At 39.0% G+C, this 23,571-nt stretch carries 26 protein-coding genes and 1 pseudogene; 18 read left to right on the top strand and 9 right to left on the bottom strand.

The window, feature by feature from the left end:
- Positions 1-155: 155 nt before the first annotated feature.
- The 7 genes from B7721_RS08175 (at position 156) to B7721_RS08145 (ending at position 6,651) form a co-directional block, all read left to right on the top strand.
- The gene (locus tag B7721_RS08175; protein ID WP_084878494.1) at positions 156-1,091 is read left to right on the top strand and encodes a dihydroorotate oxidase; all 936 of its coding nucleotides are present in this window, start codon (positions 156-158) and stop codon (positions 1,089-1,091) included.
- 32 nt (positions 1,092-1,123) lie between these two features.
- Positions 1,124-2,161 carry a DNA polymerase III subunit delta gene (holA, locus tag B7721_RS08170; protein WP_084878492.1) on the top strand — a complete coding sequence of 346 codons (1,038 nt, stop codon included), beginning with the start codon at positions 1,124-1,126 and terminating at the stop codon, positions 2,159-2,161.
- A 69-nt stretch (positions 2,162-2,230) separates the two neighbouring features.
- The gene (sodA, locus tag B7721_RS08165) at positions 2,231-2,836 is read left to right on the top strand and encodes a superoxide dismutase SodA (protein ID WP_000974728.1); all 606 of its coding nucleotides are present in this window, start codon (positions 2,231-2,233) and stop codon (positions 2,834-2,836) included.
- A gap of 154 nt (positions 2,837-2,990) precedes the next feature.
- Positions 2,991-3,521: a YutD family protein gene (locus tag B7721_RS08160; RefSeq protein WP_084878490.1), complete on the top strand. Its 531-nt coding sequence runs from the start codon at positions 2,991-2,993 to the stop codon at positions 3,519-3,521.
- Between the two features lie 20 nt (positions 3,522-3,541).
- Entirely contained in the window at positions 3,542-4,627 is a 1,086-nt protein-coding gene (gene rlmN / locus B7721_RS08155) for a 23S rRNA (adenine(2503)-C(2))-methyltransferase RlmN (RefSeq protein ID WP_084878488.1), read from the top strand.
- A gap of 1 nt (position 4,628) precedes the next feature.
- Positions 4,629-5,108 (top strand): VanZ family protein, encoded by a 480-nt coding sequence (locus B7721_RS08150; protein WP_084878486.1) that lies wholly within the window; start codon positions 4,629-4,631, stop codon positions 5,106-5,108.
- A gap of 1 nt (position 5,109) precedes the next feature.
- The gene (locus B7721_RS08145; protein WP_084878484.1) at positions 5,110-6,651 is read left to right on the top strand and encodes an ABC-F family ATP-binding cassette domain-containing protein; all 1,542 of its coding nucleotides are present in this window, start codon (positions 5,110-5,112) and stop codon (positions 6,649-6,651) included.
- A gap of 55 nt (positions 6,652-6,706) precedes the next feature.
- Here B7721_RS08145 and B7721_RS08140 read toward each other — a convergent pair whose 3' ends face one another.
- The 6 genes and pseudogenes from B7721_RS08140 to B7721_RS08115 form a co-directional block, all read right to left on the bottom strand.
- Entirely contained in the window at positions 6,707-7,510 is an 804-nt protein-coding gene (locus B7721_RS08140; protein ID WP_084878482.1) for a peptidylprolyl isomerase, read from the bottom strand.
- A gap of 108 nt (positions 7,511-7,618) precedes the next feature.
- Complete coding sequence (locus tag B7721_RS10065) at positions 7,619-7,780, bottom strand: hypothetical protein (RefSeq protein ID WP_142358578.1); 162 nt, start codon at positions 7,778-7,780, stop codon at positions 7,619-7,621.
- Positions 7,781-7,900: 120 nt separating this feature from the next.
- Entirely contained in the window at positions 7,901-8,137 is a 237-nt protein-coding gene (locus B7721_RS08130; protein WP_061406920.1) for a hypothetical protein, read from the bottom strand.
- A 42-nt stretch (positions 8,138-8,179) separates the two neighbouring features.
- Complete coding sequence (locus B7721_RS08125; protein WP_048767184.1) at positions 8,180-9,511, bottom strand: MATE family efflux transporter; 1,332 nt, start codon at positions 9,509-9,511, stop codon at positions 8,180-8,182.
- Between the two features lie 4 nt (positions 9,512-9,515).
- Positions 9,516-10,109 carry a TetR/AcrR family transcriptional regulator gene (locus B7721_RS08120; RefSeq protein ID WP_084878480.1) on the bottom strand — a complete coding sequence of 198 codons (594 nt, stop codon included), beginning with the start codon at positions 10,107-10,109 and terminating at the stop codon, positions 9,516-9,518.
- A gap of 665 nt (positions 10,110-10,774) precedes the next feature.
- A pseudogene (locus tag B7721_RS08115) lies at positions 10,775-10,970 on the bottom strand (hypothetical protein).
- A 178-nt stretch (positions 10,971-11,148) separates the two neighbouring features.
- On the opposite strand from B7721_RS08115, the gene rpsP reads away from it, so the two are divergent.
- The 9 genes from rpsP to B7721_RS08070 all read left to right on the top strand — a co-directional run bounded on the left by rpsP (position 11,149) and on the right by B7721_RS08070 (position 16,376).
- Positions 11,149-11,421 (top strand): 30S ribosomal protein S16, encoded by a 273-nt coding sequence (gene rpsP / locus B7721_RS08110; RefSeq protein ID WP_000268760.1) that lies wholly within the window; start codon positions 11,149-11,151, stop codon positions 11,419-11,421.
- A gap of 19 nt (positions 11,422-11,440) precedes the next feature.
- Positions 11,441-11,680: an RNA-binding protein KphA gene (kphA, locus tag B7721_RS08105; RefSeq protein ID WP_000379617.1), complete on the top strand. Its 240-nt coding sequence runs from the start codon at positions 11,441-11,443 to the stop codon at positions 11,678-11,680.
- Between the two features lie 42 nt (positions 11,681-11,722).
- Complete coding sequence (locus tag B7721_RS08100; protein WP_049485066.1) at positions 11,723-12,058, top strand: MazG nucleotide pyrophosphohydrolase domain-containing protein; 336 nt, start codon at positions 11,723-11,725, stop codon at positions 12,056-12,058.
- A gap of 74 nt (positions 12,059-12,132) precedes the next feature.
- Positions 12,133-12,684 (top strand): putative immunity protein, encoded by a 552-nt coding sequence (locus B7721_RS08095; protein ID WP_084878478.1) that lies wholly within the window; start codon positions 12,133-12,135, stop codon positions 12,682-12,684.
- Positions 12,685-12,813: 129 nt separating this feature from the next.
- Positions 12,814-13,716, top strand: coding sequence for a DMT family transporter (locus B7721_RS08090; protein WP_084878477.1), 903 nt, complete (start codon positions 12,814-12,816; stop codon positions 13,714-13,716).
- Between the two features lie 149 nt (positions 13,717-13,865).
- Positions 13,866-14,723: an alpha/beta fold hydrolase gene (locus tag B7721_RS08085; RefSeq protein ID WP_084878475.1), complete on the top strand. Its 858-nt coding sequence runs from the start codon at positions 13,866-13,868 to the stop codon at positions 14,721-14,723.
- 75 nt (positions 14,724-14,798) lie between these two features.
- Complete coding sequence (gene rimM / locus B7721_RS08080; protein ID WP_084878473.1) at positions 14,799-15,317, top strand: ribosome maturation factor RimM; 519 nt, start codon at positions 14,799-14,801, stop codon at positions 15,315-15,317.
- Positions 15,307-16,026 (top strand): tRNA (guanosine(37)-N1)-methyltransferase TrmD, encoded by a 720-nt coding sequence (trmD, locus tag B7721_RS08075; RefSeq protein WP_084878471.1) that lies wholly within the window; start codon positions 15,307-15,309, stop codon positions 16,024-16,026. Before rimM ends, trmD begins: the two co-directional genes overlap by 11 nt.
- An 11-nt stretch (positions 16,027-16,037) precedes the next feature.
- Entirely contained in the window at positions 16,038-16,376 is a 339-nt protein-coding gene (locus tag B7721_RS08070) for an ATP cone domain-containing protein (protein WP_084878469.1), read from the top strand.
- A gap of 27 nt (positions 16,377-16,403) precedes the next feature.
- Here B7721_RS08070 and B7721_RS08065 read toward each other — a convergent pair whose 3' ends face one another.
- Entirely contained in the window at positions 16,404-16,724 is a 321-nt protein-coding gene (locus B7721_RS08065; protein WP_084878467.1) for a hypothetical protein, read from the bottom strand.
- A 104-nt stretch (positions 16,725-16,828) separates the two neighbouring features.
- On the opposite strand from B7721_RS08065, the gene B7721_RS08060 reads away from it, so the two are divergent.
- Complete coding sequence (locus B7721_RS08060) at positions 16,829-17,047, top strand: YdbC family protein (RefSeq protein WP_000807419.1); 219 nt, start codon at positions 16,829-16,831, stop codon at positions 17,045-17,047.
- Between the two features lie 31 nt (positions 17,048-17,078).
- Here B7721_RS08060 and B7721_RS08055 read toward each other — a convergent pair whose 3' ends face one another.
- A complete protein-coding gene (locus tag B7721_RS08055) occupies positions 17,079-17,636 on the bottom strand; it encodes a TetR/AcrR family transcriptional regulator (protein WP_084878465.1) in 558 nt (185 codons plus the stop codon).
- A gap of 579 nt (positions 17,637-18,215) precedes the next feature.
- Here B7721_RS08055 and B7721_RS08050 point away from each other — a divergent pair.
- Positions 18,216-22,919 (top strand): Cna B-type domain-containing protein, encoded by a 4,704-nt coding sequence (locus B7721_RS08050; RefSeq protein ID WP_084878463.1) that lies wholly within the window; start codon positions 18,216-18,218, stop codon positions 22,917-22,919.
- A gap of 85 nt (positions 22,920-23,004) precedes the next feature.
- On the opposite strand, the gene B7721_RS08045 is transcribed toward B7721_RS08050, so the two are convergent.
- Positions 23,005-23,541, bottom strand: coding sequence for a biotin transporter BioY (locus tag B7721_RS08045; RefSeq protein ID WP_084878461.1), 537 nt, complete (start codon positions 23,539-23,541; stop codon positions 23,005-23,007).
- Between the last annotated feature and the right edge of the window lie 30 nt (positions 23,542-23,571).

The following is a 23,571-nucleotide window of genomic DNA, read 5'->3' as shown; positions in this document are numbered from 1 at the left end:
AATTTTTTTTGAGTGTAAAGAAAAAAACAGAAATTTTCTAAAAATTCTTTCAATTTACAAAACCGAACGTTTTATATAGAAATTAGTTTCTCAAAGAGAAAATCTTAAAGTATGGTATAATATTAGAAATAAAAGGAATCTGGAGGATCAGAATCATGGTATCAACGAAAACACAAATAGCTGGCTTTGAGTTTGACAATTGCTTGATGAATGCAGCGGGTGTGGCTTGTATGACGATAGAGGAACTAGAAGGAGTCAAAAACTCAGCGGCAGGTACTTTTGTTACGAAGACTGCGACCTTGGACTTTCGTCAGGGCAATCCTGAGCCACGATACCAGGATGTTCCACTTGGTTCTATAAACTCCATGGGCTTACCAAATAATGGCTTAGACTACTATCTGAACTATCTTTTGGACTTGCAGGAAAAAGAGCCAAACCGAACTTTCTTCCTATCTCTAGTTGGCATGTCTCCAGAAGAAACACATACCATCTTGAAAAAAGTTCAAGAGAGTGAATTCAAAGGACTGACAGAGCTTAATCTCTCTTGTCCAAATGTTCCAGGAAAACCTCAGATTGCTTATGATTTTGAGACAACAGACCGGATTTTGGCAGAAGTCTTTGCCTACTTTACCAAACCTCTTGGAATCAAATTGCCACCTTATTTTGATATTGTTCACTTTGACCAAGCGGCTGCTATTTTCAACAAGTATCCGCTCAAGTTTGTTAACTGTGTTAACTCTATCGGAAACGGCCTTTATATAGAAGACGAGTCGGTCGTGATTCGTCCTAAAAATGGTTTTGGTGGCATTGGTGGAGAGTATATCAAACCGACTGCTCTAGCGAATGTGCACGCCTTTTACCAACGTTTAAATCCCCAAATCCAAATCATCGGAACGGGTGGCGTTCTTACGGGTCGTGATGCCTTTGAACATATCCTCTGCGGTGCGAGTATGGTGCAAGTAGGGACCACTCTTCACAAAGAAGGTATCAGTGCTTTTGAACGCATTACCAATGAACTAAAAGCAATCATGGCGGAAAAAGGATACGAGAGCCTAGAAGATTTCCGTGGGAAATTGCGCTATATTGATTAAAGTTAGAAAAAAATCAGAAGAAAGGAGAGAAGATGCTAGCCGTTGAAGACAGTCAGAAGTTGACTTTATCAAATCTATCTAGCTTGAGCCTATTTACAGGGACAGACCAGGGTCAGTTTGAAGTTATGAAGGATCAGGTGCTGAAACAGATCGGCTATGATCCAGCCGACCTTAATTTTGCCTACTTTGACATGAAAGAAGTAGCCTATAAGGATGTGGAACTGGAGCTAGTCAGTCTCCCTTTCTTTGCAGATGAGAAAGTCGTGATATTAGACCATTTTGTCGATATCACAACAGCCAAGAAACGCTTTTTAGCAGATGATGAACTCAAGTCGTTTGAAGAATACCTTGACAACCCTTCACCAACAACCAAGTTGTTGATTTTTGCTGAAGGAAAGTTAGATAGTAAAAGACGGCTGGTCAAATTGCTCAAACGAGATGCGACTGTATTTGATGCTATTGAACACAAGGAACAAGAACTCCGCCAGTATTTCCAAAAATGGAGTCAGACACAAGGTCTGCAGTTTGTGGGGCAATCCTTTGAAAATCTACTTCTCAAATCTGGTTTTCAATTTAGCGAAATCCAGAAAAATCTCCTTTTTTTACAGTCTTATAAGTCTGACGGCGTGATTGAGGAGAAGGATATTGTCGAGGCTATTCCAAAGACTCTGCAGGACAATATTTTTGATTTGACTCAGTTTATTTTAGCTAAGAAAATTGATCAGGCCCGTGAGTTGGTTAGAGACTTGACCTTGCAAGGGGAAGACGAAATTAAGCTCATAGCTGTCATGTTAGGACAGTTTCGAACTTTTACCCATGTGAAGATTTTATCAGAGACTGGTCAGACAGAATCGCAGATTGCAAGCAGTCTGGGAACTTACTTGGGGCGCAACCCTAATCCTTATCAAATCAAGTTCGCATTAAGAGATTCGAGAGGGATTTCCTTGGCCTTTCTCAAGCGAGCGATTTCTTATTTGATTGAAACAGACTACCAGATTAAGACAGGTGTCTATGAAAAGGGGTACCTGTTTGAAAAGGCACTTTTGCAGATCGCGGCAGAAGCAAATTGAGCAAAAAACTTGAAAAAAGAGGATGATTGCGTTATCATTTTCATATAGAAAGAAAAAGAGGTATTACAGATGGCTATTATCTTACCAGACCTTCCATACGCATACGACGCTTTGGAACCATACATCGATGCAGAAACAATGCACTTGCACCATGACAAACACCACCAAACTTATGTCAACAATGCAAATGCAGCTCTTGAAAAACACCCTGAAATTGGTGAAGACCTTGAAGCTTTGCTTGCTGATGTAGATTCTATCCCAGCTGATATCCGTCAAGCACTTATCAACAATGGTGGTGGACACTTGAACCACGCTCTTTTCTGGGAATTGATGACTCCTGAGAAAACAGCTCCATCAGCAGAACTTGCAGCAGCAATCGACGCAACATTTGGCTCATTTGAAGAGTTCCAAGCAGCCTTTACAGCAGCAGCTACAACTCGCTTCGGTTCTGGATGGGCTTGGTTGGTTGTCAACAAAGAAGGAAAACTTGAAGTAACTTCAACAGCAAACCAAGACACACCAATCTCAGAAGGTAAAAAACCAATCTTGGGCTTGGACGTTTGGGAACATGCTTACTACGTGAAATACCGCAACGTGCGTCCTGACTACATCAAAGCTTTCTTCTCAGTCATTAACTGGAACAAAGTAGACGAGCTTTACGCAGCAGCTAAATAAAAAATATGGAGGGAAGAGTCAATCTTCTCTTTTTAAGGTTATAAAGCAGAAGTCTGACAAAATCGTCAGACTTTTTTCATTTTTATGAGAAACGTGCCAACTTGTAGAAATTATGGTAAAATAGAGTGTTAAGTAATCATGGAAAAGGAAGACTATGCGTAAAGAAATTGCACCTGAATTATACAACTATAACAAGTTTCCTGGCCCAGAATTTCATGTGAATGGGGATAAGGTTGAGACTGAAGGGATTGCTTTTACCTTGGTTGAAAATATCAAGGATGCCTTCGATGTGACAGTCTTTAATCAACGCTTCTCAGAAGTGTTGACCAAGTTTGATTATGTCGTGGGGGACTGGAGTAATGAACAGCTCCGCCTACGTGGTTTTTACAAAGACGAACGTACTGAGGAAAAAATTGAAAAGATTAGTCGCTTACAAGATTATCTTTTGGAGTACTGTAGTTATGGCTGTGCTTATTTTGTCCTAGAAAACCAAGCACCTAAGCGTGCGTCATTTGACAAGAAAATACGTAAAAAGGAAGAGGAAAACCTTCCTAGAAGAGGAAAGAAACCTTCGCAAAACAAGAGAAAACCAAATGCGGATAAGAGAAATAGACGTCGTCATAAGGACCAAAAGTCTCAGAAAGAGGACAAGGGACAGCGCCATTTTGTCATTCGTCAAAAATAGATAGAGAATAAGGAGAAGAGATGAAACCGTCTATTTACAGTTTAACACGTCAAACCATGCAGGAATGGGTATTAGAACAAGGAGAAAAGAAATTCCGAGCAGATCAGATCTGGGAATGGCTCTACCGTAAACGTGTCCAGTCATTTGAAGAAATGACCAACCTATCCAAGGGTTTGATTGCCAAACTCAATGAGCAGTTTGTGGTAAATCCATTGAAACAACGCATCGTGCAAGAGTCAGCCGACGGTACTGTTAAGTATCTTTTCGAGTTGCCAGATGGTATGTTGATTGAGACAGTACTGATGCGTCAACACTATGGGCTGTCAGTCTGTGTAACTACTCAGGTCGGCTGTAATATTGGTTGTACCTTCTGTGCGTCAGGTTTGATTAAGAAGCAACGTGACCTTAATAACGGGGAAATTGTAGCGCAGATCATGCTAGTTCAGAAATATTTTGATGAGCGTGGTCAGGATGAGCGTGTCAGTCATATTGTTGTCATGGGAATTGGTGAACCATTTGATAACTACAACAATGTGTTGAATTTCGTCCGTACTATCAATGATGACAAGGGGATGGCAATAGGTGCCCGCCATATCACTGTTTCTACCTCAGGATTGGCCCATAAAATTCGTGACTTTGCTAATGAAGGCGTACAGGTTAATCTCGCAGTTTCCCTTCACGCACCCAATAATGAATTGCGTTCAAGCATCATGAAAATTAATCGTGCCTTTCCGATTGAAAAGCTCTTTGCTGCTATTGAGTACTATATCGAAACAACCAATCGCCGTGTGACCTTTGAATATATCATGCTCAATGAAGTCAACGATGGCGTTGAACAAGCCTTGGAATTGGCTGAGTTGCTCAAGAACATCAAGAAATTGTCATATGTCAACTTGATTCCCTATAACCCTGTTAGTGAGCATGACCAATATAGCCGTAGTCCTAAAGAGCGCGTGATGGCCTTCTACGATACCCTCAAGAAAAAAGGGGTCAACTGTGTTGTCCGTCAAGAGCATGGTACAGATATTGATGCAGCTTGTGGACAATTACGCTCCAATACAATGAAACGTGATCGCCAGAAGGCAGTCACAGCGGTAAATCCATAAAATGACTAAAAAAAGAGAATTAATCTTAAGATTGGGAGTGGCTATTTACAGTCTTTGCATTGTCTGTTTTTGTTTTACTCCTCAACCTCAACTTCCTACAGGAGTGGAAACTCCAGGTATTCAAACTTTTGGACGCCTGGTTTTTCTTTTAACTCCCTTAAACTCCCTTTGGAATCTGGGTGAAGTGACCAGTTTGGGACAAGTCCTTTGGATCTTTTTGCAGAATATTTTAAATGTCTTCTTGCTTTTCCCGCTAGTCTTTCAACTGATCTATCTCTGTCCAAATTTACGACAAACGAAAAAAATCATCCTTCTCAGTTTTCTACTGAGTCTAGGAATTGAGTGCACGCAACTAGTTTTAGATTTTTTATTCGACTTTAATCGGGTCTTTGAGATTGATGATTTGTGGACCAATACCCTGGGAGGCTATCTGGCTTGGGTCCTCTATAAAGGACTGCATAAAAACAAGATAAGGAATTAGAATGAGTATTTTAGAAGTTAAAAATTTAAGTCACGGTTTTGGTGACCGTGCAATTTTTGAAGATGTGTCCTTCCGTCTCCTCAAGGGAGAACATATCGGTCTAGTCGGCGCCAATGGTGAAGGGAAATCAACCTTTATGAGCATCGTGACTGGTAAGATGTTACCAGATGAAGGGAAGGTGGAGTGGTCCAAATATGTGACTGCTGGCTATCTGGATCAGCACGCTGTGCTAAAGGAAGGTCAAACCGTGCGTGATGTCTTGCGTACAGCCTTTGATGAGCTATTTAAAGCAGAAGCACGTATCAATGACCTCTATATGGAAATGTCCGAAGACGGAGCGGATATCGATGTGCTTATGGAAGAAGTAGGAGAGCTCCAAGACCGTTTGGAGAGTCGTGACTTCTATACTTTGGATGCTAAGATTGATGAAGTAGCGCGTGCTCTCGGTGTCATGGACTATGGCATGGATACAGATGTAACAGCCTTATCAGGTGGACAAAGAACCAAGGTGCTTTTGGCTAAACTCCTCCTTGAAAAACCAGATATCTTGTTGCTTGACGAGCCAACCAACTACTTGGATGCTGAACACATTGACTGGCTCAAGCGTTATCTCCAAAACTATGAGAACGCTTTTGTCCTTATTTCGCATGATATTCCTTTCCTCAACGACGTAATCAATATCGTCTACCATGTGGAAAATCAACAGTTGACGCGTTACTCTGGCGACTACTACCAGTTCCAAGAAGTCTATGCCATGAAGAAATCTCAGTTGGAAGCGGCCTACGAACGCCAACAGAAAGAGATTGCAGACCTTAAGGATTTCGTCGCTCGCAATAAAGCGCGTGTTGCAACACGAAACATGGCCATGTCCCGCCAGAAGAAATTGGATAAGATGGACATCATCGAACTGCAAAGTGAGAAGCCAAAACCATCCTTTGATTTCAAACCGGCTCGTACACCTGGACGCTTTATCTTCCAAGCCAAGGACTTGCAGATTGGTTATGACCGTCCCCTTACCAAGCCTCTAAACCTCACCTTTGAACGCAATCAAAAGGTTGCTATTATTGGGGCAAATGGTATCGGGAAAACAACCCTCTTGAAGTCTCTCTTGGGCATTATTCCGCCAATCGCTGGGGAAGTCGAACGTGGAGATTACCTAGAACTTGGCTACTTTGAACAAGAAGTAGAAGGTGGAAATCGCCAAACACCACTTGAAGCTGTCTGGAATGCCTTTCCTGCACTCAATCAGGCAGAAGTTCGTGCAGCCCTTGCTCGTTGTGGTTTGACGACCAAGCACATTGAAAGTCAGATTCAGGTCTTGTCAGGTGGGGAACAAGCCAAGGTGCGTTTCTGTCTCTTGATGAATCGTGAAAACAACGTCTTAGTGCTGGACGAGCCGACCAACCACTTGGATGTAGATGCCAAGGATGAACTCAAACGGGCGCTTAAAGAATACAAAGGCAGCATTCTAATGGTTTGTCACGAACCAGACTTCTATGAAGGCTGGATGGACCAAATCTGGGACTTTAACAAGCTAACTTAAAAATGAGAAAAAAGAAATACAGTATCGAATGCGGATACTGTATTTTTTAGGTTATTTAGGATTTAAAATCGTAATCCTTCACTACTTCGATGCTATCGATAGTGATAGCAGTAGTTGGTTTGTCTTTTTCATCTTTTTCAGCCTTGGCAATCTTATCCACAACGTCCATGCCATCGATGACTTGACCAAAGACAGGATGTTTGCCATCTAGGCTAGGATTTCCTCCCTCTTTATAGGCTTCGATGATTTTCTTTGGATACTTGCTTGTAGGGAGTTTAGCTGAAATATCTGTTGAGTTTTGGTTGATGAAGAACTGGCTACCGTTGGTGTTTGGTTGACCAGTGTTAGCCATAGCAAGGGCTCCTCGGATATTGTATAGGTAAGGAGAGATTTCATTTTTAAAACCAGTTCCCTTGTCCTTTGTTTTATCCTTATCATGCCAGATAGATTGGCCCCCTGTACCATCTCCCTTAGGATCTCCAGTTTGGACCATAAAGCCATCAATAACACGGTGGAAGGTAATGCCGTTATAATAGCCTTCCTTAGCGTGAGTAAGGAAGTTTTCAACTGCTAGTGGTGCTAGTTTTGGAAAGAGTTTGATGCGGATATCGCCTTGATTTGTGTGTAAAATGACCTCAGCTTCATCTTCAGCAACTTCCTTAGAAAGTTGAGGGAAGTTGGCATTTTCATTAGTTAGTGCGTCATTCAAATCTTTGGCAGCCTGAGCAGCTGCTTTTGAGCTTTCCTCAGCTGAGATGCTAGAGTCGACATACTCATCACCACGGAGACCACGTTGGATACTAGTACATCCAGCAAGGGCTACCGTTGATAGTAAAAGAAGGGTTGCTAGTTTTTTCATTGTTAACCTCTCAAAAATTCATTTCTACCATTGTACCTTAAAAGTAGGGGGATTTCAAATATTAGTGACAAGGTAGTTTAAGAGGAAGCCGACCAGAAAGTCGCTTGCTTAGAGATTTTTCTTTGGATGACGGTCGATAATGTCCTGGTACTGTTCCAGTATCTGCTCTCCCTTTGGAGTCAATTTGTAACCACGAATTGAAAAGTAACTTGCTAATTCTTCTCCTGAAAAGTTGTCACGAAGGGATTGGTCCAAATCTGGAACCCTCATCTTAGAAAGTACTGTAACTCTCCTTGCTTTTGAGGATATTCTCTTTCATAGTGGTATTTAGATGATCAAGCGAGTCAAAGACAGTTTCGACAAGAGCATAGCCTTTTTCAACAGGTATTTCTAAATCTTTTGGGGCATCAATGCTATAAGTGTACTTGAAGTATTTAGGAAACCAATATTTAATTCCTTTCGTCTGTTAATAACATGAGCTTTTAAATCAATCACATCTTGAACAGTAGGTTCATAATTTTCAATCATTGATGATCCGATAGCATACCAAACGGTATCAAAATCTGGGAAGTTATCAAATTGAACTCCTAGAATAGTTAATTTATCTTTATTTACATCAAGAGTCACAGTAAATCTTTCGATTTACTGCTCTTCTATATAATTTATTAGTTATTTCATTTTCTTAACTGTTGTAAAATATCTCTGCAATCCCAACAATACAACAATACCATCAACTATAGGTATAACATACCAAATACTCTGTGCTCCAAATATGTATGGAAGAAAAATCATGGTTGGAATAAATAAAATTACTTGCCTTAGCATAACTAAAACACCAGCTGTTTTACCATCTCCAATCGCTTGGAAAAATGTCATAATCATAATCATTACCCCATAAACAATGAAAATACTATACATTATACGAAAGTTTGGAACCGCTAAAAATAGTGTTTCATCAGACAATCCAAATAAATTAAGAATCTGTTTAGCAAATACTTCTGCCGGTATCCAAAAACAAGCTGCCAATACAATGGAACTAATAGTAAAAACATTAAATATTTTTTTTACCCTATTATATTGCTTCGCTCCGAAATTGGCACCAATAGCAGGTTGTAATCCTTGACTCATTCCCCATAGCGGAATGAAAGAAAAAGCTTGTATTCTTAATGATACTGCCATAATGGCTGCTGAAGTTTCTCCTCCATATCGAAATGCTTGACTATAAAGAAAACTCTGTTGAATAATAGTAAGCACCTGCATAAGCATAGCAGAAACTCCTACCGAAAACATCTCTCCTATTATTTCCTTTTCTTTTCTTATCAAGCCAATTTTTACAGTTTCACTTTTTTTCTTAAAATACCAAAGCGTAAATACTGCCTGAATAAATTGTGCTGTTATTGTAGCAATAGCAGCTCCCTCAACTCCATGTTCTCTAAACATTATCATTAAAACTGGATCTAATACTATATTTATTCCTGCTCCCAATGACATAATTAACATGGCTCGTTTCATTAAACCCTCACCACGCATCACCATATTAGCTGCCTGTGCAAAATTCACAAATATGGATCCAAGAAAAATAATTCGTAAATAACGAGTAGAAAGATTTAAAAGTTCTCCCTTAGCTCCAAATATCATAAGAAGTTGTCCGCAAAATAAATACCCTAATATTGTAACGATTGTTGACAATAACAAAACCCAAAAGCAAAGATTCCCCATAACTTTGTCAATGGTTCTTTGATTTCCTTCTCCAATTGCTCTGGAAAGTAAAGATGTTGACCCTACACCAATCAAGGTAGCAATCCCTGTATTGATGTAGGTAAATGGGGTAGCAATGCCTACTGCCGTCATGGCTTTTTCACCAAGTATTTGACCCGCAAAAATCCCATCCATTAACGGATATACTCCAATAACAATCATTCCTAATATCGCAGGTAATGATAGCTTAATTAATATTTGTAATGGCTGCTCTGTTAACAGCTCTTTACTATTTTTATTCATACAATTACACCTCTTCTTCGTTTTCTATTAGAACGTCAATGACCATTTTTTTAAGAATGTGACGTTGTGAAATTAAATGTTCTCTGATACCCAATGTCTCACAACCTAAGATGAAAGTATTAATCAAATCATTGAGTAAATTCCAAGATTCTTTAGAAATCTTCAAACCTCCGTTTTCCTCTAACATTTGCTCAAAATCCCTTATATTACTATCCCTTATATCTTTATAAAGTTGTTGTAAGGTTTCATCTTCCTGCATCGACTGCAAGAACATAACATATATTGGAACAAATATATTGTTGGAAAGCGCCTTATCAACCATTAGTTCAGCTAATACCTCTATACCTAAAGGGTTTGGAATTTCAGCTATCTTTTTTTTAATAATATCTTCCCTATATTTACAACCTCGGATCATCATGTCGTAAAGAATTTCAGATGTACTTTTATAATGATGATACAATCCTCCTGCGGATAGTCCGGTAGCTTGTACTAAATCATGCATACTTGTGTTTTTATATCCCTTTATTGTAAAAACTTCCAATGCAATATTCTGTATTTCTAATTTTCTTTCATTTGCTGTTAGCCTTTCTCTTTTCATTTGCTCCTCCTTACCGATATAGTTGTCGGTAAGTATATCTTAACATTAACTAACCAAATTGTCAATATCTCAAATATACAAGATAACCTATAATATTTTTATCGTGTAGAAAAGTTCTTTCAAATGAGATTAAAATCCCTGACAAAGTAATCTCCATAACCATAAAGGCGATATGATATTTATAAAACATGATTTATTGTATATCAAAAATAAAAAACATTTCATTTAACTGTTGAACAGATTGTTTCCTTATTAACCTATGAAGATATTTTAGATTTTGTAGAAAAGCGTTGATACAAAAAGCAAGTGACTGTTAGAAAATCACTTAAACAATAATGGTGTGAATTTTGGTATTTAGTAGCTCAATTCGAATCAAATTAGTTGAAATTATATGAAAATCCGCTTTCTGTAAACAAGGGAAAACGCTGATTTTAAAGGGGTTTGAAATTTATTAAAACTAACTCTGTTCAAACCAGGTCTTAAGAAAGCTCGTTAAGCTAGCCAGTTCTCAAAACGTTAAGAATCAGCTACAATACAGCATTTACAACACTTCATATATCACATCATTCAATTAAAAGTTATTCAAATTAGATGAAAATTTTTTCTGAAAAAGTGGGAAAACATTTATTTTAAGCGAATTTTGAATCATATTCGAATGGGAGTTTTTAAAACCAGCTTTCGGTGGTAAAAGTACCAAAGTTGATTCTCCAGAGGAGGATAATATCACCTGCCAGAAGATTGTCTTCTATTTCGTTTTGGGACAGGCTTGGGATTTAGTAGCCAAGTCTCGATATCACGATCAGGAGAGATGTAAAGCTTAACCTGATGGTCTTTGTAAATGTTCTCTAGACTAGTATTCATAAAGTTTCTCTTTCTAATTTATCCCTATTAGTCTAATAAATTTCTAAAAAAAATAAAAATTTTAAACTCTGTCAAGTTTTTTTCTTGACACCTGTCAGAAATCTGCTATAATAGAACATGTGCTAAATAGCTCAGCTATTTCACCGAAATAAAAAAATAAGAAAAGAGACATTAAAAAATGGCAGTTAAAATCCGTTTGACTCGTATGGGTTCTAAGAAAAAACCTTTCTACCGTATCAACGTAGCAGACTCACGTTCACCACGTGACGGACGTTTCATCGAAACAGTTGGGACTTACAACCCACTTGTTGCTGAAAACCAAGTAACTTTGAAAGAAGACCGCGTTCTTGCATGGTTGGCTGATGGAGCTCAACCTTCAGATACAGTTCGCAACATCCTTTCAAAAGAAGGCGTATTGAAAAAATTCCACGATTCTAAATTCTCAAAATAAGTTTAAAGTAGGTTGACAGATGGATACGATTGAAAATCTCATTATTGCGATTGTGAAACCTTTGATTTCACAACCTGATGCCTTAACTATCAAGATTGAAGACACACCAGAGTTTTTGGAGTATCACTTGGATCTTGACCAAAGCGATGTCGGTCGTGTTATCGGTCGTAAGGGTCGCACTATCTCAGCGATAAGAACGATTGTCTACTCTGTCCCAACTGAAGACAAAAAAGTAAGAATCGTTATCGATGAAAAATAAAAAAGCGGGACAGATGTCTCGCTTTTTTGTGAGGAGGAGAAGATGAAGGATTTAACCTTTAGACAATTACAAGCTTACTTACTCGAACATTACCAGCAATCTCGAACTGAGGAAGGCCTCTTTATCAAGCTAGTGGAGGAAGTCGGAGAAGTAGCCGAGGTCTTGAATGGGCGCTCTGGTCGAAAAGAGGGTGTCCAGGACTCAAATGAGGAACTAGCCAAAGAACTGGCAGATATTATTCACTACACGGTCGCTATTGCGGCTATCAACGACATTGACCTAACCAAAACCATTTTTGACAAAGATAAAAAAGCAGCCATTAAGTATCAGCACAAACAAGATTTGGAAGGATTTTTGGATAACTTCCAAGAGAACTAGGAGTAATCTCTTTTCACTAATATGAAAGGTTTCTCCTAGCTTACGCTAGCTAGTAAGAAAGAATAGAGAAAGCAATGAAACCAGAGGATTATGCATGGAATGAGTTTGAACGAACTGCCTATGAGACTAAAATGAATCACCTACCCAGTCCTTACAAAGTTGCCATTTGGGATGACTCTGAGAAAAGATTGGAGCTAGAACAAATACTGGATAGACTTCCTCAGAAAGAACTAGCTCGATGGGCATTAGAGAACTCGCGAGATTTCTTATCTTTAATTGATATCGGTGATGAAGGTGAGAAAAATAGAATAATTCGGCAAACTTATGAGGCTTTTGATGCACGATTGAGAAATGAGTTCTCACCTCATGAGTTGAGAAAAGCAGGTTTCGCAGCAAATCTCCTCTCTAAAAATGCCCAAAATCAAATCGCTAAGTACGCTGCCAGAGTCTTTGTACAAGCTATTTCAACAGCCCATATGAGAGGACACGCCATCGTTTCCGCAGATTATGCTATCAAAGTAAGGAATCTCCAAGAGGCAGACAAGCTAGAACTTGTGAGACAAGAACGAGAAAAGCAGATCAGACTGGCTGAATCCTTTTTAGCTAATGTAATAGATAAACGGTGAAAGAAGGAATAAAATACCAATCCTAGAAATAGCATCTAGGATTTTACTATGCTAAAATGGATAGACAGTCTCAAAGAATTCTAGTCAATTAATCTTGAGAATAGCTATTTTTAAAGGGAGTAACATTCTATGAACGAGAAAACAAAAGCATACCTAGCGGCCTTATCCTTTTCAGCCATCATTGGTTTTTCTTTTTTATTTACTAAGATTGCTTTAAGCTATGCCAGTCCTCTTACAAACTTGGCACATCGCTATACAATCGCTACTTTGGTATTGGTCGTTCTTCATCAAACCAAACTTATCAAAGTGAGTTTAAGTAGAAAAGATATTCTTTCTATTCTTCCTATGAGTCTTTTCTATCCTCTTCTCTTTTTTATTTTCCAATCCTTTGCTTTACAGTATATATCGTCTTCTGAAGCGGGAATTTTACAGGCTCTTGTCCCAATTTTTACGCTCCTTTTGGCATCAGTCTTTCTCAAGGAAAAGACAAGTTTGCTGCAAAAGTTCTTTTTACTTTTATCCGTAGCAGGAGTAGTTTTCATCTTCCTTAGCAAAGGAGCGAACTTTAGAACGGGAACTGCTAGCTTGGGCTTTCTCTTGATGTTGGGATCTGTTCTTGCCAATGCGATAAACAATATTCTCAGCAAGTCCAAAGGAGGCCGCTATCGGGCTATGGATATGACAGCTGTTGTGATATTTGTTGGCTTCATCACCTTTAATATGCTAAGCCTAATCTCGCACTATCTAGAGGGGAACATATTAGCCTACGTAGAGCCGCTTGGACAGATGCCCTATCTGCTTTCCATCCTCTATTTGGGAATTCTAGCTTCTATCGTGACTGGTAGTCTCTCTATCTATGCTATTGTTCGCCTCGGGGCATCAACCGTCAGTGTCTTTGGCAATCTTGGAACAGTTTTGACCATTCTAGCTGGAGCTCTTATCCTCCACGAACCAATTTATAGTTACCATGTCATCGGGGCAACTTTGATTATTGCTGGAATTTTAGGCATGAATCTGATGAGAAGAAAGTAAAGATTGCTTAGCAGTCTTTTTCTTTAGCTAAATAATGCAGAAAATTCAAAATTTTTAATGAAATCAAGTTTAGAAAACGATGATTTTAATATAGCATGATAAAATAGATACAAAGAATGATATCAGGATAAAGAGGAGCGAATGTAGTAATGAAGCCAAATGATATTGCTGAAGCTATTGCTTTTTATAACAGAGAACCCGAGACTTTGGAACGTCACATTATACCAGTATTAGATTGTGATTTGGTTGTTTATCATCGTCCTGGGAATGCAAATAAAGGCCACATTATTTTCTATCATGGAGCTTGTGGACGCAGTCAGATGTGGGCCCACCAGTATGATGCTTTTGATGGATTTGACCTTTACTTTGTAAATGTTAGAGGGCAGGGTGAATCACCTATGAAAGTTGGGCTACCCGACTTGGAAGGAGCTATTCAAGATGTAGATGCCATTTTGTCCTATTTTAAGCTGGATAAGGTGATATTGGTTGGTCATTCTTGGGGAGGAAATCCACTTCAAGAGTATACCTATCGCCATCCAGAAAGAGTTCTAGCCTTGGTCATGGTAGATAGTTGGGGACAGCATCGATACCTATCAGATAAAGAAAGAGGTCGAATCAAATATAGTTCTCTTATGTACAAAACGATTCCTTGGAAGGTGATTGCTGATAAAAACTCAAAAATGTGTACAGATAATCCTATCACAAGAGAATTGGTCAAGACGGCCATTATAGAAACTGGGCGAGATGTTTTCTTGAACCTTGGAATCACAGGGTTCTTGGCAGTCCATGAGATAGAAGGATATAAAGGAAATCCTCCCATGCTATTAGTAAGAGGAGAAAACGATTTTCCCAAACACCTAAAAATAATCTATGATGGTATCATTGCCTTGAATCCCAATGCGCATCAAGTAACGATTTCAGACAGCAAACATCAACCGATGAATGACCATCCTAAAGAGTTTAATCAGATAGTTGGTGATTTTTTTGAAGAAGTAGTAGCCTTGTAAGATAGAACCTATCCAACTTGTGAAAATCCCTGGAACGTGATAAAATAAAGGATAGAAATAGATACAGGAGACAAGATGAACTACTTTAATGTTGGAAAAATCGTCAATACGCAGGGTCTACAGGGTGAGATGCGAGTCTTGTCTGTGACGGATTTTGCCGAGGAACGGTTTAAAAAAGGGGCAGAGCTGGCTTTATTTGATGAAAAAGATCAGTTTGTTCAAACAGTGACCATTGCAAGTCACCGTAAGCATAAGAACTTTGACATTATCAAATTCAAAGACATGTACCATATCAATGCGATTGAAAAGTATAAGGGTTATAGTCTCAAGGTCGCTGAGGAAGATTTGAATGATTTAGATGATGGTGAATTCTACTATCACGAGATTATAGGTTTGGATGTTTACGAGGGAGATAACTTGATAGGAACTATCAAGGAAATCCTACAACCAGGTGCCAACGATGTCTGGGTGGTCAAACGAAAAGGTAAGCGTGATTTGCTTTTACCTTACATTCCGCCAGTAGTTCTCAATGTTGATATTCCAAACATGCGGGTCGAAGTGGAAATCTTAGAAGGGTTAGACGATGAAGATTGATATTTTAACCCTCTTTCCTGAGATGTTTTCTCCGCTGGAACACTCGATTGTTGGGAAGGCTCGAGAAAAAGGGCTCTTGGATATCCAGTATCATAATTTCAGAGAATATGCTGAAAAGGCCCGTCATGTTGACGATGAACCTTACGGAGGCGGTCAGGGGATGTTGCTCCGAGCTCAACCCATTTTCGATGCCTTTGATGCTATTGAAAAGAAAAATCCCCGTGTCATTCTTCTTGATCCTGCTGGAAAACAGTTCGATCAAGCTTACGCTGAGGATTTGGCTCAGGAAGAGGAACTGATTTTTATCTGTGGTCACTATGAAGGGTATGACGAGCGTATCAAGACCTTGGTAACCGATGAAATTTCCCTAGGAGACTATGTTTTGACTGGAGGAGAATTGGCAGCCATGACTATGATTGATGCGACCGTGCGCTTGATTCCAGAAGTGATTGGTAAGGAGTCTAGTCACCAGGATGATAGCTTCTCTTCGGGACTTCTCGAATATCCTCAGTATACACGCCCTTATGACTATCGTGGCATGGTGGTTCCAGATGTGCTCATGAGTGGGCACCATGAAAAGATTCGCCAGTGGCGCCTCTATGAGAGTCTAAAGAAAACCTACGAGCGCAGACCTGACCTGCTAAAAAACTATCAACTAACAGCCGAAGAAGAAAAGATGCTGGCTGAAATCAAAGAAAACAAAGAATAAAGGAGAACTTTATGCAAGTAATCAAACGTAATGGAGAAATTGCTGAATTTGATCCAGATAAAATTTACCAAGCTGTCCTAAAAGCAGCTCAAACAGTTTATGTTTTGACTGATGACTTACGTCAAAACTTAGCTCAAGTTACTAAAAAAGTCGTTTTGGACTTGGACGAAGCAAAAGTAGAACGTGCGACTATTAGTATGATCCAATCAATGGTTGAAAATCGTCTGTTAGGTGCTGGCTACATTACTATTGCAGAGCACTATATCTCTTATCGCTTGCAACGTGATTTGGAGAGAAGTGGGTATGGTGATCATATCGCAGTTCACCTTCATTTTGAACAAATCCGTTAAGAAAAAGAGTGGGATGCAATGAACATCTCACTCTTTCTTAAATAGACTTTTCTGTGCTTTTTCTACCGTAGAAGGGACAAAACGGATTCTCTTGATGTCACCAATCCGAATGATACGTGTCACATTTCTAGTGAAATTTTTGACAATAATCTGCTGACGACTGACATCATATTTGACAATATCACCCGTAAAACTTGTCTCAGCTAGTATGACATGAACAGCAGATTTTTTCTGGATAGCCTGCTCGATTGTAGCTGTTAGGGAGTTGTCTTCGGTTTGGTGAGGTTCATCATTCCCATTGAGAAAAACCTGTAGTTTATCTAGTACAAGTTTAAATGTTTGTCTCATAAGATCCTCCCTTCTTATCTATCCATATTATATAAAAATTTCCTAAAATCCACAAGATTTTTACGAATAGACTATAGAAAGCATATCACATAAAGGAGTTAAAAATGGCAGAATTTACATTTGAAATCGAAGAACACTTACTGACCTTGTCCGAAAATGACAAAGGCTGGACAAAAGAACTAAATCGCGTTAGCTTTAATGGTGCCCCTGCAAAGTTTGACATTCGTTCTTGGAGTCCTGACCATACCAAAATGGGCAAAGGAATCACGCTTTCCAATGAAGAATTTCAGGTAATGGTTGATGCCTTTAAAGGGGGACAATAAAAGATCTTGAGTGCAGCTCAAGATTCTTTTTTTAGGACACGATATAATCACATAGAGAAGTCTTAGCTAGCTGGATGAAAGTTTCCCTGAATTCCTTAGGCGGTATTGGATTTTCTTTGCGAATCCAGACCTCGATGAATGAAATTGCCATGGTTGTAATGATATAGGCGATGTCTTCTTTGCTAAAATTATATTTCAGTTGGTAATTAACATTTTTTAGTACCCATCCTGAGTATATCTCACGCAGAAACTCCTTCCAACATGGGTCGACTTGTGTGGTATACAAGATGTTAATAATTTCTTTTTTTTCGTATATGAGCGGAAGTATATAGTCTGCTAAAAAAGAAATAGGATCTCCATCATTGTTAGGGCTGTACTTATTAAAGACGTTAAAAATATGCTGATTGGTCTCTTCGTGAATATACTCAATAATATCTTCAAAATTGTTAAAATGCTTTTGATAAATCGCTTGTCGTGAAATACCAGCTTCAGCAGCAATTTCAGTCATTGTAAAGGAGCTACGCTGAGGATTTTTCTTAGCTAGTGTGATGAGTGAACTAATAATTAAGTCACGAGTATTCTTTGGCATGATTTCACCTTTCTATTTATAATTATTTAAATATGCATATTGAATACTCTTTTATCATTTGGTTAACCACAAATAAACAAAAAATATTACTATATACAATTCTAAATAATTTACAATTTTTTTCTGATTCCATTATAACATAAATTTACTATAAAGACTAGGTTGGATTGTGAAAAGCTCTTTTCTGGAAATTCTTGTCATAGCAATATTTTTAGACAATTCTCATATGTGTGCCCTATTGTTTGAGATATAAAAACATTACATCGCGAAGGTTTACAGTGTGTAAATAAATACCTTGAAATATTAAAAAATATGCTTGAAAATATTTGACGATATGTAGTATAATGGTTGTGGATAATATTTTGCTATATTTCCATCTGATCATGAGTAGTGATACTCCTGCTAAAGATTGAATTTAATATTTTGAATAATGCTAACAGTATATTCTTTACCCAAGCAAAATTACATAGTATAAGGCTCATAACTATGTAATTAATCTACGCGATTGAAAGGGGTGTTGCTTACTGGGAGAAGACGATGCACTATTCAATTAATTTCAATCATTTAGAAAGGAATATTATGAAACAGAAAAATTTCAAAAAAATATTTTTAACATTTCTTTTTCCTCTGATGCTCTTGGGGGTGTTTGCTAAAACAACTCAAGTCGAAGCAGCAGACATCACCGATAGAGTTGTCTTTTCAGACGTTAAAATCCTTGCTGAGGATACAGGAAATGCTGATGAAATTTTCTGGCATGCTAAGGGAAGCACTTACAAAGGTGTTTTATTTAATGGGAAGTTTGCTTTTCCTGGCTTAGCTGCCGGAGATATTAAAGAAGGGGATTACTTTACAATCAAAGTTCCAGATGGTTTGTCTCTTAAAGATGCCACTTTGGATTTGATTGATACCTCAAGTAATAAAGTCCTGGGTAAAGTAGTAGCCGACAGCGTAACAGGTGTTATAACTTTTACTTTTAGTAAAGAAGTTGAAGATAAACAAAATGTAAAAGGAACCTTTAACGTTTCGTCAATTGCAACGACGACGGGCACGGAAAACACGGTAACCTATAACCTCCCCGGGGGTACACAAACCATTACCTTTAAACCTTATGCGGATGAAGATGCCGTTGGTGTTGAAGGTGAGATTGTTTTCAAAGGTGGCTGGTCGAACGGTACGAATAATTATGTGACGTGGTGGATGCGTGTCAACCGTGCGGCTGAAGATTTAACAGGCAAGACTGTTATTATTAAAGATGCTATTGATAAAGATGGCGGTTCCTTGGCTACCTTCATCGCAGACAGCTTTGTTCTTAAGGCCGTTACTTATGAATCAACGGATACTTCAAAGGCAGAAAAAACTGGTGAGTTGGAAACTTATCAAGTAACAACCGATCCTGCTGCTTATAAGGCTGATTCAGATCACAAAGCTCTTTTGAAGATTACAAACAGTGGTTTTGGTTACGAACTGCTCTTGCCAACCAACACGGGAACAAAGGCTTTCCATCTCGAATATCACACAACTACCCCAGCTGATGGCACAAAAGTTAAAAACTCAGCTGGTATCACTGTAGATGGAGAAGCTCGTCCAACATGGAAATCATGGAATGGTACTACAAACACCAAAACAGTGCAATCAACTGAAGTTTTGTCTGTTAAATCGGTAGGTGCGACAGTTTCGGTTGACCTTGCTGGTAAAGTTAAAATCGTTAAATATGATGAAGGCGATGCTAATGTTAAATTGAAAGACGTTGAATTCGATATTGTCAATAAAGACGACAAATCAAAGAGATACACTATCAAGACAGATGAAAACGGTGTTGCTATCACACCTGTATTGTCAAACGGAACTTACGTTGTTACAGAAGTTCGCACTAAAGACGGATATATTCTAGATAAAACAGAACGTGAAGTTAATATGACTGGTGAACCTGTTATCTTGAACATTCCGAACAAACGTAAAACAGTTGACTTTACAGCCACTAAAAAATGGACTAAGGGTAACGCAGGAGACTACAAGCAAGTAAGTGTAGGTCTTTATGTTCGTAAAGAAAGCGAAGCAGAAACAGACGCTAAACCTGTCACTGGTTCTTACACACCAACTATAACTGAAAATGATGGTGTCTACACTTATGTGTGGAAAGACCAATTACCGGAACTTGATACAGATGGTAGCAAATTAGTTTACTCTGTTCGTGAGTTGGAAGACGGAACAGGTATCCCACTTGCTGAAGGTGCTACTATTAATGGTGCTAGTGGTGCAACTTATACTGTTAAGTATAACACTAACGGCAAAGAAATCACTAACGAAGGCCCAACGCCAGTAAATGCTCAAATCCAAGCAATTAAAAAATTGACTGGTCGTGTTATGAAAGCTGGAGAGTTTGAATTCGACTTGTTCGATGATAAGACAAACAAAGTTGTTGAAACAGTAACAAATGATGCGGAAGGAAATATCAACTTTGCCGAATTAACATTTGACAAAGCTGGTACATACAACTACCACATCGTTGAGAAAAAAGCGAACACAACTGAAAAAGGTGTTACTTACGATGCCAACCCTGTTGGCGTTACAGTTACTGTAACAGCAGATGCTGAAGGCAATTTATCTGCAGCTGTCGCATACGAAAACGATGATAAGACTTTTGAAAACACTTACGCTGCTGAGAAAACGTCAGCTCCTATTGAAGTAACAAAAGTTCTCTCAGGTCGTACCTTGAAAGCTGATGAGTTTGAGTTTGTCTTGAAGAATGACGAAGATGGCTCAGAAGTTCAAAAAGTGAAGAACACTGCTGATGGTAAGGTCGCATTTGCACCAATCGAATACACTAAAGCTGGCACTTACAAGTACACTATCGTTGAAACAAACGCTGGACAAACTATTGACGGTGTAACATACGATAGTCTCGAAGTTAAAGTCACTGTAGAAGTTACAGACGATGGTGAAGGAAATCTTACTGCCAACGTAACATACCCAGCGGACAAAGAATTCAACAACAGCTACGGAGCTTCAAAAACTCCAGCTACTCTTGCCGTTAAGAAAACACTTACTGGTCGTGAGTTAAAAGCTGATGAGTTTGAATTTACTTTGACAGACCAAGATGGTAACGTGAAAGAAACAGTCAAGAATGACAAAGATGGAAACGTTAAGTTCTCAGTCTTGGAATTCGATAAAGCTGGAACTTTCACTTACAAGATTGCTGAAAAAGCTGGAACTGCTACAGGCATCACGTACGACTCAAAAACAATCACTGCTACAGTTACTGTAGCGGACAACGGTCAAGGTGCCCTTAAAGCAACTGTTACTTACGATGATGAAAAAGCATTTGAGAACACTTATACTCCAGCTGGGGCCACAAGTGTAACTCTTGGAGCTAAGAAAGTTCTTGAAGGTAAAGACCTTGAAGCTGGTAAATACAGCTTTGAATTGAAGAAAGAAGACGGAACTGTTGTTGAAACAGTGACAAACGCCGCTGATGGAACAGTGACCTTCTCACCAATCTCATATGATGAGAGCCAAGTGGGAACTCACAAGTACACTATCTCTGAAGTTGCTGGAACTGAAACAGGAATCACTTACGATAAGACAGTTCAAGAAGTTGAAGTAACGGTTGAGAAAGTAAGTGCAACTGAATTGAAAGCAACAGCTTCAAAAGAAGCGAACGATCTTGTATTTACAAACACTTACACACCAGCGAAAACTGAAGTTCCTGTGAAGAAAGTATGGAAGGACGAGAACAACCAAGATGGTAAACGTCCATCTTCTGTCACTGTTAAATTGCTTGCGGATGGTCAAGATACTGGTAAGACACTTGAGCTTAACGCCGCAAACAACTGGGCTGGAAGCTTCACAAACCTTGATGCTGATAAAGGCGGAACACCTATCAAGTACACAGTAGTAGAAGTAACTGTTGCTGGTTACACTTCAGAAGTTACTGGTGACGCTGCATCAGGATTCACCATCACAAATAGTTATTCACCAGAAACAGTTGATGTAAAAGCAACTAAGAACTGGGATGACGCGAATAACCAAGACGGTAAACGTCCAACTAAGATTACAATCAATCTTTTAGCAGACGGTCAGAAAGTTGATTCGAAAGAAGTTCAAGCAGCCGCAGACGGAACTTGGACTGTCGAATTCACGAAATTAGCAAAATATAAAGCTGGTAAAGAAATCAAATACACTGTAACAGAAGAAGCCGTAGCAGAATACGAAGCGACTATTACAGACTTTACCATCACAAACAAATATGCTCCAAAAGCAATCGACTACAAGGTAACAAAAGTATGGAACGATGCGAACAACCAAGACGGCAAACGTCCTGAGTCCGTAACGGTTCAACTTTATAAAAAAGTAGGAGATGCAGATCCAGTAGCTGTTGAAGGTAAGAAATTGACCTTGACAGCTAAGGATAAGACAGACGCTAACACTTGGGTAGCATCCTTCACAAATCTTCCACAATACGAAGCTGGTAAAGAAATCACTTACTCTATCAAGGAAGTAGACGTACCAGCTGGTTATGAAGCCTCTGTGACTGGTCAGGTCGTGACAAACACTCACACACCAGAAACAGTCGTTCTTTCAGGAACTAAGGTTTGGAAAGATAACAACAACCAAGACGGCAAACGTGCAGATAAAGTGAAAGTTCAAATTCTTAACGGCGACAAAGTTGTTCAAGAAATTGAAGTTTCAGAAGCAACTGGCTGGAAGTTCGAATCAAAAGCACTTCCTAAGTATGAAAATGGTAAAGAAATCAAGTACACTGTCAAAGAAGTAGCTGTGAAAGAATATACCTCAACAGTTACTACGGACAAAGATGGTAAGTACACAGTTACCAATACACATGCTCCAGAGAAAACATCTGTAAAAGGTCATAAGATCTGGAAAGATGAAGAGAACAAAGATGGTATCCGTCCAGCATCTATCACAGTGAAACTTCTTGCCGATGGTCAAGACACTGGTAAGACTGCGGTAGCCTCAGAAGCAACTGGTTGGACTTATGAGTTCACAGACCTTGATCGTTATAAAGACGGTCAAGCAATCGAATACTCTGTAGTAGAAGTTCCAGTTGAAGGTTATTCATCTAAAGTAGAAGGCTTCAATATCACAAATACACACACTCCAGAAAAACCAACACCTGGCAAACCAAATGAACCAGGAAAACCAGGACAAAAACCTCAACTTCCTAATACTGGTGAAAAAGCATCTAGCGCAGCAGTAGTTGCAGGACTTGCTTTGATGGCAGTGACAGGTGGATTGTACTTTGTAAGCCGTAAAAATAAATAATCTCTATATTAGAGTTGATTTTCAGTTAGTTCTTAGGAAGTAATTGGAAAGGAAATAGTCCAGAACAGTTGTTCTGGACTATTTTTTATCTTGAAAAATAAGCGATGCTTTTCAATCTTTCGAGTAAGGGACGACCAATGAAACTAATGGCAATAATCTTACCAAGGTCAGGGAGGATAAAGGGAAGAACACCGACAGCTAGTGCCTTATCGAATGGCATCCCGGCAAGGAAGTGGAGGCTGAGAATACCTCCGACAAAGACGAGGGAGTCACCCAAGAGGTTGGCTAGGAAAATGCGAATGTAGCCACTATTTTGATGGATGAGATAAGATGTAAGTCCAGCATAGACAAGGTCGAACCAAAGATAGCCTGCACTTGGGCCGACTAAAACGTGAAATCCAGCACCACCCCCTGCAAAGACAGGTAAACCAATGGCTCCCAGTAGGAGATAGAGAGCTACAGATAGGACGGCTTCCCTAGGTCTAAAAACAGTAGCAATCAGACCGATTGCAAAGTTTTGCAAAGTGAAAGGTACAGGACCGATAGGGAGACTGATTTGTGCCAATACGGCGATGAGAGCAGCACCGATAGCAGGGATAGCATAGATATGAGCTTTTTTCAAAACTGTTAACCTCTTTTCAAAATTATAGTA

Source organism: Streptococcus oralis subsp. oralis (assembly GCF_002096445.1).
GTDB classification, from domain to species: domain Bacteria; phylum Bacillota; class Bacilli; order Lactobacillales; family Streptococcaceae; genus Streptococcus; species Streptococcus oralis_N.
This window is presented reverse-complemented; position numbering and strand designations above follow the sequence as displayed.